The sequence below is a fragment of the Skermanella sp. TT6 genome (assembly GCF_016653635.2).
GTDB lineage: Bacteria > Pseudomonadota > Alphaproteobacteria > Azospirillales > Azospirillaceae > Skermanella > Skermanella cutis.
The window spans coordinates 1,141,938-1,156,036 of record NZ_CP067420.1 but is presented as its reverse complement, the minus strand read 5'-3'; the positions used below and the strand labels follow the sequence as shown (position 1 = coordinate 1,156,036).

Genomic DNA, 14,099 nt, shown 5'->3' with positions numbered 1-14,099 from the left:
ACATACGCTGCGTATGTGAAAAGAGAGCATACATCCGCCCCGTATGTCAACTAGCATGCGGCCCGCATTTCGATCGGTCGGAGGTAAGGGTGGCAACGGGACGGCGCGCCGAGATGATGGAGGAAACCCGGGCCAAGCTCATCAGGGCGGCCCGGCAGGCCTTCGCGGCCAAAGGCTATTCGGCGGCGTCGATGGACGACCTCACCGCCGAGGCGGGGCTGACGCGCGGCGCGCTCTACCATAACTTCGGCGACAAGAAGGGTCTGCTCCAGGCGGTGGTCGACCAGATCGACGCGGAAATGGCGGAGCGCGCGCGCGCCGTCGGAAGCCGAGCCGGAAACGACTGGGACGGGCTCCTGGCGGAAGGCGTCGCCTATATCCAGATGGCGCTGGAGCCCGAAGTCCAGCGCATCGTGCTTCTGGACGGACCGGCCGTCCTGGGCGACCCTGCCGGTTGGCCCACCCAGAACCGCTGCCTCCAAACGACGACGCGCACCCTCCGATCACTGATCGCCCAGGGCATCGTCAAGCCGGTGGACCCCGAGGCTGCCGCCCGGCTCATCAACGGGGCGGCGCTCAATGCCGCGCTCTGGATCGCAGCGGCCAAAGACCCGCACAGCGTCCAGGAAAAGGCCGTCGAAGCCTTCATCCAGCTTGCCGGCGGACTCCTGAGAACCCGATAGCGACGGCGGGAGGCTTGCCGCCGCTCTTCGGCACAAGGCGGATGATCGATCAGATCGGCATCATCAAGGATCGAATCCCCTGGCACATGGTTGATACAAGGCTATCTGAAACGGCCGAACCATTTGCGGGAGAATTCAATGACTGGTGGCAATATCGCTTATCTGGTGCTCGTAATCGGATCTTTCCTGGCTTTCAGCGGAGCCCTCTATTTCGGCAGCACGCGGACCTTGGAAGCCGAGACCGATCCGAGCGTTCCGACAGGAAAAACCAATCCCGACACCATGCACGACCATGACCAGATGTGAGTTCCCGCGCGAGGCGTGACGCGGGAATGCGATCCCGCCTGCCGGACGGCGGGGCGGGATCGATCGAGCACGGCGGCGGATGCCTGGTCTGCGAACGGATGGAGGGAAGCCGCTCCATGGGAACGGCCTCCCCCTGCCTGTTCCTTACTCCTCCCGCCCGCGCTCGATCGCGCCCGGTCAGGTCCGACCTTCAGTGCAGCCGCGCTACACGATGCCGCCGGCCCCGCCGAAGCCGCGCCCGCGGCTCCCCGCCCAGGGTATCGGAGAAAAGTTCAGGTGATCCTCGACTTCGCGGATGCCCGGCACCGTCTCGGCGGCAACCCTCAGGGCGTTGCGCTCGGTGTCCGAACCCACGAACCCCCAGATCTGCGCCACCCCGTCGGTCACGACGATGTTGAGCTGCGACACGCGCGCCCAATCCTGCCCTTCGAGGTTGGCCATGACCTTCTCGCGAAGCTCGCGGTCGTTGGCGCTGATGGGGACGCCCATGTCGGGTGAGGAGGCCAGGACCACGCGGAGCAGGTCGGCGCGCGAGACGATGCCGACCAGCCGTTCGCCGCGCAGCACCGGCACGCGCTTGATCCGCCGCTTCTCCAGGATGCGGACAATCTCCTCGGCCGGCGTGTCCTCCGTGACGGTGATGACCTCGCGGGTCATGATGTCCCTGGCGTGGATGGCGTGCGTCTTGATGAACTCGGCCGCGTCTTTTCCCGAGCCGTCGAACAGCCGGGACCACCAGGCGCGGTGCCCGTCGCTGGTCGCCGCGACCCGGTGGATGATGTCGCCCTCGCTGACGATCCCCAGGACGCGCCCATTCCCGTCGATCACCGGCACCGCACTGATGTGCTTCTTCAGTAGGCATTCCGTGATTTCGTGAACCAGGCTATCGGGGGCGACCGTCTTGGGGTGGGTCGTCATGATGTCTTTTGCACGCATTCTTGCCTCCCTGTCGTTTCGTATGTCCCTCATCCAAGCAGGTATGGTCTGTGTCATTTCCCCGCCTCCGGAGGGATGACGCCATGGCACCGGGATCCCATGGCGTCATGCTGCTTCACGCGACGGCCCGATCGTCAGGCCAGGAACTGGAAGTAGAGGACGTAAAGCGTCAGCAGCACCAAGCTGATCGTGCCGGCCCATGCCCAGGCGAATTGGAACTTGCTCGGAAGGTGTTCGCGCTCGAAATCCGAGGTGAAGTTGTCCTTGATCGCCTTGATGGTCAGCCAGAACAGGATCGGCGAGAAGAGCAGGGCCATCACCGAGGCGACCTGGACGACGAAGATGGGTTCGGGCAGGCCGAAGACGACGGCGATGCCGGCCACCAGCCAGATGACCTGCATGCTGCGGTACAGCAGCTTGCGCATGCGGGGGTTGTCCCAGTCCCGCTTCAGTCGGACGGCGCATTCCTCGAAGATGCGGGCCTGACCATCGAAGTAGGTGAAGACGGTGGAGAACAGGGCGGCCACGCCGCCGGCGATGATGACCGGGAAGATCCACGGGCCGAAGGTATCGGTATAGATGCGGGCGATCGTCACGCCCATCTCGCTGCCCCTGGGAACCAGCCCCAGCGGGTTCAGCACGGCCGCGCCGACGATCAGGAAGACCATGCCCGACAGCATGGAGATGATGTAGCTGATGTTCATGTCGCGCTTGAACAGGATCAGGCTGTTCTTCATGTAGTTCGGGTCCATATGCACCGTGTGCCCCTGGGCCCGCATCTCGTTGACCTTGACCATGCCCGCTTTCTTGTCCACGGCCCAGTTCGACTGCATGGGCGCGACTTCGAGCGTCGTGGGGAAATAGCCGAACATGGCACCGAACAGCAGCATGGCGCCGATCGGCGGCAGGGTCGGCAGCAGGCGCGACAGATACTCGGCCGGAGGCGTCGCCTGCAACGCGAACGCCACGAAGCAGGATACGGCGAAGACGATGATCAGGACCTTGCAGATGCCCTCGACCGACTTGTAGCTGCCGAGCCACAGGATGGCGACGGTTCCGACCAGGATGGCGACTGCCCACAATTCGAGCGACATGAAGGGGAAGGCCGCCCACATCAGGGCGGCACAGCCGAGGGCACGCCCAGCGATGCCGACGGTATTGGCGAAACCCTGGAAGATCATGAACCAGAGCGGCCAATTGCCCACCCGGTGGTAGGCGTTGATGATGGTTTCGCCCTTCACCATCGTGTAGCGGTGGGCGAACTCGAAGGCGCAGTATTTGATGATATAGGCGGCCAGGATCACCCAGAGCAGATCATAGCCGAACCGGGCGCCGGCGGTCGGCGCGTGCATGATATGGCTGGCCCCGATGCCCGTCATCGCCGCCGCGATGCCCGGCCCCATGGCCCGCCATGTGTCCCGGAAGCCCGTTCCCGGAGCATTCAGGGTAACGGTCTGAAAACCGTCCGTCGGGTTATCCTTGGCCGCAGTCGTGGCTGGCCTCAGACCCTTGTCCGGATCTCCTGGAAGCGCTCTGACGGTCATTTTTCCTCCCAAAGATTATTTTTGTGCGCAGGGGCCTGTTCTGCCGAGGGATTGTTGCCCTTGCTGGTATACTAAATGCAATATACAAAGCGTCACAACCTCATCCACGACTCTATTCCGCATGGCGAAAACCGTTGTCGGTTCGATGAAGACATCTTCCGATGTGCTGGAGTTTCGATCGGGGACGTTTGGCCCGCGCGGAACCGGGCAGCCTCTGCCCGTACCGAAACGACGGCATGCCTGTGCGCCGGCGACGGTCGGGGTCCGCGGAACCCACCTGGAAGAGGGCGGAAACGGTAATGCCGTTGTACCGGAGACCCACAGGGATATCTAATCGCGAGGCAGGCCGGCTTTGCGCCTGTGGCAGCCTTCAAGCGATGCCTGTTGATGACATTTGACCAGACGCTGACGCTTGCCATCCTGTTCGGGACGATGGCGCTGTTCATTTGGGGACGCTGGCGGCACGACCTCGTGGCGATGGTCGCCCTGATGGCGGGAGTGGCCGCCTTTGTAGTCCCCGTCGGCGAGGCGTTCTCCGGCTTCGGGCATCCTGCGGTCGTCACCGTCGCGGCCGTTCTGGTACTGAGCAAGGGCCTGTCCAATTCGGGCGCGATCGACATCCTGGCGCGCCATGTCCTGCCGGTCAGGGCGGGAGCGCCGATGCTGATCCTGGCCATGTCAGGACTGACTGCGTTCCTCTCGGCCTTCATGAACAACGTGGGTGCCCTGGCCCTGATGATGCCGGTGGTGATCCAGGCGGCCCAGAAGAACGAGATCCCCGTCGGATACCTGCTGATGCCGGTCTCCTTCGGGTCGATACTGGGCGGCATGACGACGCTGATCGGAACGCCGCCCAACATCATCATCGCCGGGTTTCGCCACCAGGCCGGCGGCAGCCCGTTCGGCTTGTTCGACTTCACGCCGGTCGGGGCGGCCGTGGCTCTGGCCGGCATTGCTTTCCTGTCCCTGGTCGGGTGGCGACTTCTTCCCGTCTCCGCGCGACAAAGCCGGACCGGCGGACAGCTTTTCGACGTGGGCAAGTACCTCACGGAAATCCTGGTGCCCGACGGGAAGCTCACCGGTCGATCGCTGGCCCAGTTCGAGCCCGAGCTGATCGAGGTGGGTGGTCAGATCGTCGGACTGGTGCGCAATGACGAGCATATCCTGGCGCCCCGGGCTTGGCGCCGTATCCGGCCTGGAGACATCCTGGTGGTCGAGGCCGAGCCCGCCGCCCTGACCGACATCGTGACCGCCTACGGGCTGGAGCTCGTGGACGACCGCCGTATCAGCCAGGAAGACCTGCAGTCCGACGAGATGGAGTTGATGGAAGTCGCCGTTCGTCCGGGCAGCCTGCTGGCGGGCCGCACCGCGGCGGGCATCCGCCTGCGCTCCCGGTTCGGCATCAACCTGCTGGGCCTGTCGCGCCAGGGCCGCCAGACATGGAGCCGCCTGCGGGACCAGAAATTCTCCGCAGGCGATGTCCTGATGCTGCAGGGTCCTGCCGGCCGCCTTGGCGACTTCATCGCCGACACCAACTGCGTTCCCCTCGTCCAGCGGGCGTTGAAGTTTCCGAGACGCGGCCAGACCATCCTGGCCGTTTCCATCATGGGCGCCGCCATAGCCACCATCACGGTCGCCGGAGTCCCTGCGGAGATCGCCTTCGTCGCGGCCGCCGTGCTGTTCGTCCTGGCGGGCCTGGTCAGGCTCAGGAACCTTTACGAGGCCATCGACTGGTCGGTCATCGTCCTTCTCGGTGCCCTCATCCCTCTGGCAATGGCGATGGAAACGACGGGTGCCGCGGCGTTGCTGGCGCAGACGATCGTCGGATATCTGGCCGGCGGGTCCGCGGTGGTGGCGCTGATCCTGATCCTGGTCGTGACGATGACCCTGTCCGACCTCATGAACAACGCGGCGACCGCGGCCGTGATGGCGCCGATAGCCATCGTGGCGGCCCGCCAGATGGATGCCAATCCGGATTCCTTCCTGATGGCCGTGGCCATCGGGGCATCCTGCGCGTTCCTGACGCCGATCGGACACCAGAACAATACCCTGATCCTGGGCCCTGGCGGATACCGGTTCGGCGACTACTGGCGGATGGGCCTTCCCCTGGAGATCATCGTCATCGCCGTCGGAGTTCCCGCGATCCTGCTGATCTGGCCGCCTTGACCCTGCGGTGATAGAGTGCGGGAGTTTCTGCAAGAGGGCTCAGCTCAAGCGAGCGGCCATGGTATGCGGTTGAAGTCCGAAGCCGATTGGAACGCTGCGGCCGCTACGGCGTGGCCGTCACCTGAGACCCAGGATCTCTGCGTGCTGGCCCTATTGCCGTGACAATGCCCTTTGATAACGTCACCTCACCACCCGAAGGAGGCGCGCCGCAAGCCGCTTCACCGCCATCCCCTCGGGCCACCCGGAAACAGAACAGCCCAGAAATGCGCGATCAGCTCCAGGCGCGGGCAGCCGAAGCGGGGGAACGGCAGGCCGAAGCTGCGGGCGACCTGCTTCAGGACTATGCGGAGCGCCACCGTCCCGAGCGCCGCCGCCGGTGCTCCGAGCAGCGCCAGCTCCGTGCCCTCAGTCATGATTCCGCCCAGGGCCCATCCGGCCCAGCAGATGGCGGCGAGCGCCGCCGCGCCTACGAACACCAAGTCGCAAAGCCCGGCCAGCGTGATCAGACCGAGGCCCAGCCAGAGGGGCGGGCCCGGGCGGCGGATCCGTGTCAGGATGAGGATCAGGGCCACGCCAACCGCCGCGCTCACGGCAGCCGTTCCGGGATGGCCGGCGATCAGCGCCGCCGGGACCAGCAGAAAGACGAGAACGTAGCCAAGCGTACCGGCAGCCAGCAGCACCTTGAGCAACATCACGTTGCCCAGGGCCGCAGCCGTCTCGCGGATCTCCTGGCTGGTTCGTTCGGTTTCGGTCATGGCCGCTCCTCCCGATCGCGCGATCTCCGAATATTCGGAAAAGGCGGCTAGGTCAGTATGGGTCCGATTTGTGTCCAGGCTCCCGAAGCGCATATCAGGACCGGGACGCCACCTCCCTGGCGAGGCGCATCACTTCCCGGCCGAAGCGGGTGAGGTTACGGGCTTGGCGCCTGCAAGCGGCGCGAGTTGCTCGGAGCTCAGGACGACGCATTGCTGCGACGACGGTCGGTCGCCGGACCCCGCGTGCGCGGCGGATGCCAGGAGGGACACTGCGATCGTCGCGAAGGCTCGCATGGGCATGGTGTTTCTCCTTGAGCGGAGCAAGAAAGGCATGTCGGAGTCCAGGTCCAAAGGACGCAGGTGGCTGTCATCGCGGCGAGAGGCGCGCGCCGCGCAGGGCGCGGTCTGTCGCCGGCCACCTGAAGGAGAGGCCCAGAGCACCGGGAAGTCGGGCGCTCCCCAGTCGAGAAAAGGTTCCTGAGGTTTGCCGTGATCCAGGCATTGAAGCGGCCTGGAGCGTCGCGGCCTCGCGGGACGAACCCGTAGATCGGGCGGTGGGAAATGCCGCCTTGGCTGCCTACCGTCCTCTTGACGGCCACGACGATCCCAGGCGCCAACCCATGGGTCAAAACGGCCCGTGCGGTGCCCCAGCCGATATTCAGACGGATCGAAATGGCGACGCTCCCCGTGACCATCACCAGCACCGACACGGCGATGGTGTAACGCTCCATGTTTCGGCTACTTTCGATCGTCTCACCGGCTCAGCTTGGATGCGGCGATGGGCCTCCGGCGGCTGTCGGCCGGTTGGGTCGACGCTTCGCAGAGCAATGATGCGAGTGGCGAGGCCCGAGCATACCTATCCCCGGTGGGCACACCATCTCATCCATCACCACTGCTCCGGTAGCACGGATCATCTGGTTTCCGGAAAAGCTACCATGCTTGACGAGGCATCGGCAACTCGGGGGCAATGTCTCTGGAGAGCACCCGCTCCGCGGCCAGGATTACCCGCTTCGTTCGAGACGCGATACAAGCTAGAGGCTCCGGAAGAGGGCATTGACGACGGACGGCCGGGCGTTCGATCCCCTGATGCGCGCAGTGGCGGACCGCGCCTAATCCCAGGCCGCGATCCGGGCGTACCTGCGCCGGCGCGGCATCAGTGCGGTCACACCGCGGCCGCGCGTAAAGCGCCCGCGAGCCGTGAGCGCGCCAGATCGAGCGCCTGATCGGTCGGCTCAAGTACTTCCGGCGCATCGCGACGCGCCACGGGAAGCTCGCAGACAACTATTTGGCCATGCTTCAGCTCGCTGCCGTTCGTCTATGGCTCAGACTTTGAGAACGTCACTTGGACTTTCTGCGCGCCGTAAACCTGGAAGCTCTCGTCGAAGACCCGGCGGATCCGGCCGCGCAAGGAGGTTTCGCGTCGTACGCGGACCGACGCACGCTCCGGCGCCCGCCGCACCGACAGGTGGGCGTAGTAGGTCGACGGGGCGATCGGCAGCACCTTGCGGTCCGGCTGGAACCCGTGGACGGCGCGGTGATCGCAGATGAAGGCGATCATTTCCTGGATGGGCGATCGAGCTCCGCCTGGGCAAAGTACGCCGATGCCTTGCGCAGGATCTCGTTGGCTTGGCGTAGCTCGCGGTTCTTTCGCTCCAGCACCTCCAGCCGCCCTTCCGGGGCCCACGGCACTCCAGCCGGCGCCGCGCCGCCCTGCGACAGACGGACTCGGCACGGTGATCCGCCACCATCCGGACCGCGCGCGACCGAAACTCGGGCGAAAACGAGTTGGATGTCTTCTTCGATCCCGTAAGCTCCATCCTCTCAAACGGTAGAGCCGACAGCAGCGATGATCAAGTCCCCAGGCGTGGTGTAGGAGCGCCCGTTCCGGGGCAGGCCCGCAGGGAGGCGTAGCCGACCGGAGGGCCTGCCCCGGAACGGGCGGTCATCGTGGTTCTCGGGTAAAGTCTGGTCACCACAACACATACCTGATCCAAGGTGACCACGATGACCGACGAGATGATGACGCTTCGCTCGATGCTTGAAAAGGGCACTGATGCGGATGTGCTGCGGGAGATGATCGGCTTTGCCGCCCAGCGGCTGATGGAGATGGAGGTTCAGGCGGTGACCGGCGCCGGTCACGGTGAGCGCTCGGCTGACCGCCTCGCACAGCGCAATGGCTACCGGGATCGCGACTGGGAAACCAGGGCCGGCACGGTGGAGCTGCGCATCCCCAAGCTGCGCAAGGGCAGCTATTTTCCAGGATTTCTGGAGCCGCGCCGGATGGCGGAGAAGGCGCTGACGGCGGTGATCCAGGAGGCCTACATCCAGGGCGTTTCGACCCGCGGGGTGGACGATCTGGTCAAGGCCATGGGCATGAGCGGCATCTCGAAGAGCCAGGTCAGCCGGTTGTGCGAAGAGATCGACGACCGGGTCAAGACGTTCCTGAGCCGTCCGATCGAAGGCGACTGGCCATATCTCTGGATCGATGCGACCTACGTCAAGGTCCGCCAGCAGGGACGTATCGTGTCTGTCGCCGTGACCGTCGCGGTGGCGGTCAACACCGACGGCCGGCGCGAGGTGCTGGGCATGGACATCGGTGCCTCGGAGGCCGAGACCTTCTGGCTCGAATTCCTGCGCAAGCTCAAGCGTCGCGGTCTCGCTGGCGTCAAGCTGGTGATTTCCGACGCCCATGAGGGCATCAAGGCAGCCGTCCAGCGCGTGTTCCAGGCGACATGGCAGCGCTGCCGAGTGCATTTTATGCGCAACGCCATGGCGCATGCTGGCAAGCAGGGCAAGCGCCTCTTCGCCGCGTTCATCGCCACCGCCTTCGCCCAGGACACCGCCGAAGCCGCCAAAGCCCAATGGCGCCAAGTTGCCGACCAGATCCGGACAAAGGCTCCCAAGTTGGCGACCCTCCTGGACGAGGCGGAAACCGACGTGCTGGCCTACATGACGTTCCCAAAGGAGCATCGGGTCAAGATACACTCGACAAACCCGATCGAGCGCCTGAATGGCGAGATCAAGCGCCGGACCGACGTTGTCGGCATCTTTCCGAACGAGGACGCCATTACTCGGCTTATCGGCGCCATTCTCCTGGAGCAGAACGATGAATGGGCCGTCCAGCGCGCCCGCTACATGACACTGGAAACCATCGCTCCACTCGGCGATAATTCCCCAATCATGCTGCCCGTTGTGGCTGCATGATAAACCCGGCCAGACTGCTGGGAACCAGGATGATTGGCAATGCCAATCCTACACCACTGCCTGGGACACGATCACAGCGATCCCGGGGCGATTAATCGACTCGCTTGCCCGATCGCCTGTCAAAGCTGTGCCGAGGCGATCGAACGAATCAAGCGCTGTCAAAACGCCCCATCTCCCAAACCAAAGGTGCAAGGCTGTTGGTGGCTTTCATCACGCGGCCTGCCCAAATCGGTGCCGGGCCTTGCCGGCCGATATGAGCAGGTCGCGATTGATTTCAGAATGTTCCGGACCACTTGCACAGTTCCAAAGAGCTATTGGCGCTACTTTGCTTCCCCGGTTGAAGAACCGCTATTGGCCCAGAAATGGCGAAGGCCAGCTAACCTACTGAGGTTGCTGGCCTTCAAGATGGTGGGCGCGACAGGGATTGAACCTGTGACCCCTACGATGTCAACGAAACGCCTGAAAACCAACCACGTGAAAATTCAATCGGTTAGAAGCAAGCCAACCAGGAACAGAACAAAAACATAGACCCGCCTGCGCCTCGAATGCACCCCAGATGCACCCCAGGTCCGCTTGCATCGGTCAGCATGATCGATGCTGGTCAGTCGCGGTCGCGCTTGGCGTGCCGCTCCTGTTCGAGTTCCAGTTCGCGCACCAGAGCCGTGCGGCAGCACTCCTCGCGCTCGACCGCCGCGGACTAGCGGGCCTTGAGCTTGCGGCGCTGGCTGGCCGCCGCATCGCCGTCCAGTTCCGCCCTGAACTCCTTCAGCCGCTCGCCCATTTCGGCGCGCAACGCCTCCAGCCGGCCGCAGCGGCGGAACGACGCGGTTCACGATTGCCTAACCCGGCTCACACCGCCTTCCGGACGCTGACCGCGACGATCCTGTCGTATGGGATCGGACCGGACACAATGCCCACCTCCCGGGAAAAGGCGATCATACCGGCGACCGACCGCTCCGGCAGACAGGTATCGTAGAACGGCAGGTCGCGCCGGACCAGTTCGGCGATCAAGCCGGTTTCCGCAGGCGGGAACAGCACTCCGGCGATGCGGGTCGCCGCCAAGGAGTCGTCGCGCAGCACTTCCTGCGCCTCGGCGACGGCGCGGGCCATGCCGACGGCGGCTTCCGGCGTCCGTTCGATCAGCCGGTCCGTCGTCGCCACGATCGCGGTCGTGTAATCGAAACAGTCGGCCGGCCCGTCGCCGCGCCGGGGATCGAGAAGCACCATGCCCGTGCCGCTCCGGACGGCCAGTTCCGCCCCCATGCCGTTCGCCCAGAACCCGTCGATCAGCCCTTCGGCCAGAGCCCGGGCGGCGGTCATGCTGTAAGAGTCTGTTTGTAGGCGTCAGGCTGTAAAGGGCGGATGAAGCTTGGTCCATCCGCAAACTCGGTGCAGCGCGAGGGGACTGTAGGATGAAGATAACCATATGAGGCGAAGAGCTTTTCCTCACAGAGTGCTGTTTGAGCGCGAGCCGCCGGTTGCCCGTTGCGCTGAAGGAAATCCTTCTCGTTGTTCCTGCCCCGCATATCGGCGGCGGCACGATCGAGGCGCACAAGGCGTTGCAGGATCTCGTCGCCGCCGACATCGCTGCCTTCCTACAGGCCGGCCTGTCGGGCGCCCGTTCCGGAGATGGCCTGTAGTCAGCCCCAGACGCTGGTCAGCACCCGGATGAAGATCTCTACGCTGGGCGATTGCACCGGCTTTAACCAGGCTGCGCAGGTGGGGATCGGCTGACGCACGTCGTCGAGATCACGGATCACGATGCCGCGACGCTGGAGATTGCGGACGCAGCCGGCATAGACACTGACCCCCGTTCCCGCCGCGACCAGGCCGAAGATGCCTTCGCTCGACGAGGCCTCCTGCACGATGTTCGGATGGAAGCCCAGGTGGTGGCAGATGTCGAACAGGTTACTGCGGTACGCTCCCCAGTTCTCGCCCGATCCCAGCACGAACGGTTCATTCGCAAAGTCGGCCAGGCGCAGGTTCCGGACGTTCGACAAGGGATGGGTGATCGGCAGGAGCGCCACGTACCGGTCGGTGTCGAAGGCATAGTTCTCCACATGCTCGCTGTCGAAGGCGCCGATCATGAACCCGACGTCGATCCGGTCGGCCAACAGGGCCGCATGCTGCTGTTGCGTCGACAGGAAGAACAACTCCAGCCGCACCTCCGGCCGATGCCGCGCAAAAGCCCGGATGAACTCCGGCAGACGGCCGTTGATCGCGAAATCCATGTAGCCGACGCGTACGGTGCCGAGTTCGCCCCCGGCGGTCCGCCGTGCTTGGGCGACCGCGCGCTCGAAATGGTCGATCCCGATCCGGCACTGGGCGAGGAAGACCTTGCCGGCCTCGGTCAGGTCGACCGTGCGCGTGGTGCGGCGGAATAGCGGGACCTTCACGTGGCGCTCGAGCTCGCCGATCAGCCGGCTGAGGCCGGGCTGGGTCATGTTGAGACGCTGGGCGGCGCGGCCGAAATGCAGTTCCTCGGCCAGGGTGATGAAACCCCGGACATGTCTGAAATCGAAGTTCATCCGCTAATTAATGACTAAACTGGTATCAATAATCCATATAAAATAATTTCACGGACTGGATCTCCTGTCGCATGCTCGGGTCCGAGGCCGCCGAAAAGATCCGAAAACGGGGCGGCCGACGCTCAACAGGGTGCGACAATGTCATTCGATAACGACCTCGACGCGGCGCTGAACGCCGCCTTCGCACAGGCCACCGAACTGTACCAGAAGCGCGGATTCCAGCGCCGGGTGGGCTTCGGCAGCCGGCCGGCCCTGATCAACGTCGATCTCGCCAACGCCTGGACACGGCCCGGGAATCCGTTCACCTGCGAGAAGATCGACGATCAGATCATTCCGGGCGTCCAGCAGCTTCTGGCGGCCTGCCGGCGGAACCGCCATCCCGTCGTCCACGTCACCACCTGCTATCAGGTGACGGACGGACGCGACGCCGCGACTGACATGGGACTGTGGCACCATAAGATCCCGATCGAGGTGGTCGAGCAGGACAAGCCGGAACTGTGGGCGATCGACAGCCGGATCGAGCCGGTCGCGGGCGAGCAGGTGCTGGTCAAGAAGCGCGCCAGCGCCTTCCACGGGACCTATCTTGCCGGCTTCCTGCGGGCCAACGGCGTGGACACCATCCTGGTCACCGGCGTGACCGCGTCGGCCTGCGTGCGCACGACGCTGTGCGACGGTCTCGCCGAAGGCTTCCGCACCATCGCGGTGAGGGAATGCATCGGCGACCGGGTGCCGGGTGCCGTCGCGTGGAACCTGTTCGACATCGACGCGAAGTTCGCCGACGTCGAGTCCGTGGACCGCTGCGTCCAGTATCTCGACGAGGTCGGACGCAAAGCCGCGGCCTGAGCCCTACGGGCCGCCAACAGTTCAGAAATATTCAAGAAAAACAGGGGGTTCACTTTGACGAAGCTGATCGACCGCTTGTCCGGGGCGCCGACGCGCCGTGATGTCCTGTTCGGCCTCGGAGCGGCCGGCGCCGCGGGAGCGGCCCTCACCCTGCCGGGGAGACCCGCGCGGGCCCAGGGAGGCACGCTGGTCGTGTCCAACTGGGGCGGCGACTGGAACGAGCGGACGGTCCGCTTCGTCGAAGAACCTCTGGTGGAGAGCAAGGGGATCCGCATCTCCCACGATCTCGGCATGGAACCGGAGCGCAAGGCCAAGCTGCTGGCGGAACGCAGGTTGCGGCGGGGCACCGTGGACGTCCTGCACATCAACGAGGGGGACAGCTACGAGATGTTCACCCAGGACGTGCTGACCGAGATCGACTTCTCCAAGGTGCCGAACTACGGTGACGTGGTGCCGTCGCTGAAGAACCGGCCCTATTTCGTGCCCTGGCTCTACAGCGGCGTCGTCATCATCTACAACAGGGACAAGGTGCCGAACCCGCCCAAGTCCTACGCTGAACTGTTCGACACGAAGTGGGCCGGCAAGGTCGGCCTGACCAACCAGCTCTATTTCAACTACATCATGATGGGCAGTCTGCTGGCCGGCGGATCGGTGACCGACGGCGAGGCCGGGAAGCGCAAGCTGGTCGAGCTGAAGGAGACGGTCGAGCCGCGCATCTACGCCGCCCACCAGCAACTGGGCGCCGCTCTGGCGACCGGAGAGGTGGACATCGCCGTCAACTACAAGGCACGCGGCCTGCAATGGCGGAACGACGGCGCGCCGCTGGCGATCCAGTATCCGGAGGAGGGCGCCATCGCCGTGATGTTCGGCGCGGGGCTGCCGAAGCGGGCGCCCAGTTCCGAACTTGCCCATGTCTATTTCGACGCCATGCTCGACCGGAAGGCGATGGCCGGGCTGGCGGGTGCCAGCTTCTACGCTCCGGCCAACGGCGCCGCCGAGCTGTCGCCGGACCTGCGCGAGCTGATCGATTTCTCGCCCGATCAGGCGGCGGCGCTGAAATTCCCCGATTACGCTTATGTCGCCAAGAACACCGCCGAATGGTTGGAGTGGTGGAACAAGACCATCACCCGGTGA

General features: G+C 64.6%; 13 protein-coding genes, 1 pseudogene and 1 other annotated feature. Of the genes and pseudogenes, 8 read left to right on the top strand and 6 right to left on the bottom strand.

Going from position 1 to position 14,099, the window contains the following annotated elements; all coding sequences use genetic code 11:
* The first annotated feature begins 89 nt into the window (after positions 1–89).
* Together IGS68_RS05400 and IGS68_RS05395 are read left to right on the top strand one after the other, a co-directional pair.
* Entirely contained in the window at positions 90–683 is a 594-nt protein-coding gene (locus IGS68_RS05400; protein WP_247881184.1) for a TetR/AcrR family transcriptional regulator, read from the top strand.
* Positions 684–821: 138 nt separating this feature from the next.
* Positions 822–989, top strand: a complete 168-nt coding sequence (locus IGS68_RS05395) for a hypothetical protein (RefSeq protein WP_201077909.1) — start codon at positions 822–824, stop codon at positions 987–989.
* Between the two features lie 204 nt (positions 990–1,193).
* On the opposite strand, the gene IGS68_RS05390 is transcribed toward IGS68_RS05395, so the two are convergent.
* Both IGS68_RS05390 and IGS68_RS05385 read right to left on the bottom strand, forming a co-directional pair.
* The gene (locus tag IGS68_RS05390) at positions 1,194–1,925 is read right to left on the bottom strand and encodes a CBS domain-containing protein (protein ID WP_201077906.1); all 732 of its coding nucleotides are present in this window, start codon (positions 1,923–1,925) and stop codon (positions 1,194–1,196) included.
* Positions 1,926–2,059: 134 nt separating this feature from the next.
* Positions 2,060–3,328: an Nramp family divalent metal transporter gene (locus IGS68_RS05385; protein ID WP_201077904.1), complete on the bottom strand. Its 1,269-nt coding sequence runs from the start codon at positions 3,326–3,328 to the stop codon at positions 2,060–2,062.
* 528 nt (positions 3,329–3,856) lie between these two features.
* Here IGS68_RS05385 and IGS68_RS05380 point away from each other — a divergent pair.
* Positions 3,857–5,635 carry an SLC13 family permease gene (locus IGS68_RS05380; RefSeq protein WP_201077902.1) on the top strand — a complete coding sequence of 593 codons (1,779 nt, stop codon included), beginning with the start codon at positions 3,857–3,859 and terminating at the stop codon, positions 5,633–5,635.
* Positions 5,636–5,853: 218 nt separating this feature from the next.
* On the opposite strand, the gene IGS68_RS05375 is transcribed toward IGS68_RS05380, so the two are convergent.
* Positions 5,854–6,390 carry a hypothetical protein gene (locus IGS68_RS05375; RefSeq protein ID WP_201077900.1) on the bottom strand — a complete coding sequence of 179 codons (537 nt, stop codon included), beginning with the start codon at positions 6,388–6,390 and terminating at the stop codon, positions 5,854–5,856.
* A 1,210-nt stretch (positions 6,391–7,600) separates the two neighbouring features.
* Here IGS68_RS05375 and IGS68_RS05370 point away from each other — a divergent pair.
* Positions 7,601–7,723 (top strand): annotated as a pseudogene (locus tag IGS68_RS05370) (IS5/IS1182 family transposase); the annotation flags it as partial.
* On the opposite strand, the gene IGS68_RS05365 reads toward IGS68_RS05370, so the two are convergent.
* Positions 7,706–7,948, bottom strand: a complete 243-nt coding sequence (locus tag IGS68_RS05365; protein WP_201077898.1) for a hypothetical protein — start codon at positions 7,946–7,948, stop codon at positions 7,706–7,708. The pseudogene IGS68_RS05370 and the gene IGS68_RS05365 overlap by 18 nt on opposite strands.
* Positions 7,874–7,990, bottom strand: a sequence feature (AL1L pseudoknot). It overlaps the preceding gene by 75 nt.
* A 404-nt stretch (positions 7,991–8,394) precedes the next feature.
* Here IGS68_RS05365 and IGS68_RS05360 point away from each other — a divergent pair.
* Entirely contained in the window at positions 8,395–9,594 is a 1,200-nt protein-coding gene (locus IGS68_RS05360; protein WP_201072611.1) for an IS256 family transposase, read from the top strand.
* Positions 9,595–10,443: 849 nt separating this feature from the next.
* Here the strand turns inward: IGS68_RS05360 and IGS68_RS05355 are convergent.
* Positions 10,444–10,914 (bottom strand): substrate-binding domain-containing protein, encoded by a 471-nt coding sequence (locus IGS68_RS05355; RefSeq protein ID WP_201077895.1) that lies wholly within the window; start codon positions 10,912–10,914, stop codon positions 10,444–10,446.
* A gap of 158 nt (positions 10,915–11,072) precedes the next feature.
* Here IGS68_RS05355 and IGS68_RS05350 point away from each other — a divergent pair, with 158 nt between their 5' ends.
* On the top strand, positions 11,073–11,234 hold the full coding sequence (locus IGS68_RS05350) for a hypothetical protein (RefSeq protein WP_201077893.1): 162 nt from the start codon (positions 11,073–11,075) through the stop codon (positions 11,232–11,234).
* Here IGS68_RS05350 and IGS68_RS05345 read toward each other — a convergent pair whose 3' ends face one another.
* Complete coding sequence (locus IGS68_RS05345) at positions 11,235–12,122, bottom strand: LysR family transcriptional regulator (protein ID WP_201077891.1); 888 nt, start codon at positions 12,120–12,122, stop codon at positions 11,235–11,237. It lies immediately after the preceding gene.
* Between the two features lie 138 nt (positions 12,123–12,260).
* Between IGS68_RS05345 and IGS68_RS05340 the strand changes: the two genes are divergently transcribed.
* Positions 12,261–12,965 carry an isochorismatase family protein gene (locus IGS68_RS05340; protein ID WP_201077889.1) on the top strand — a complete coding sequence of 235 codons (705 nt, stop codon included), beginning with the start codon at positions 12,261–12,263 and terminating at the stop codon, positions 12,963–12,965.
* 54 nt (positions 12,966–13,019) lie between these two features.
* Positions 13,020–14,099: an ABC transporter substrate-binding protein gene (locus IGS68_RS05335; protein WP_201077887.1), complete on the top strand. Its 1,080-nt coding sequence runs from the start codon at positions 13,020–13,022 to the stop codon at positions 14,097–14,099.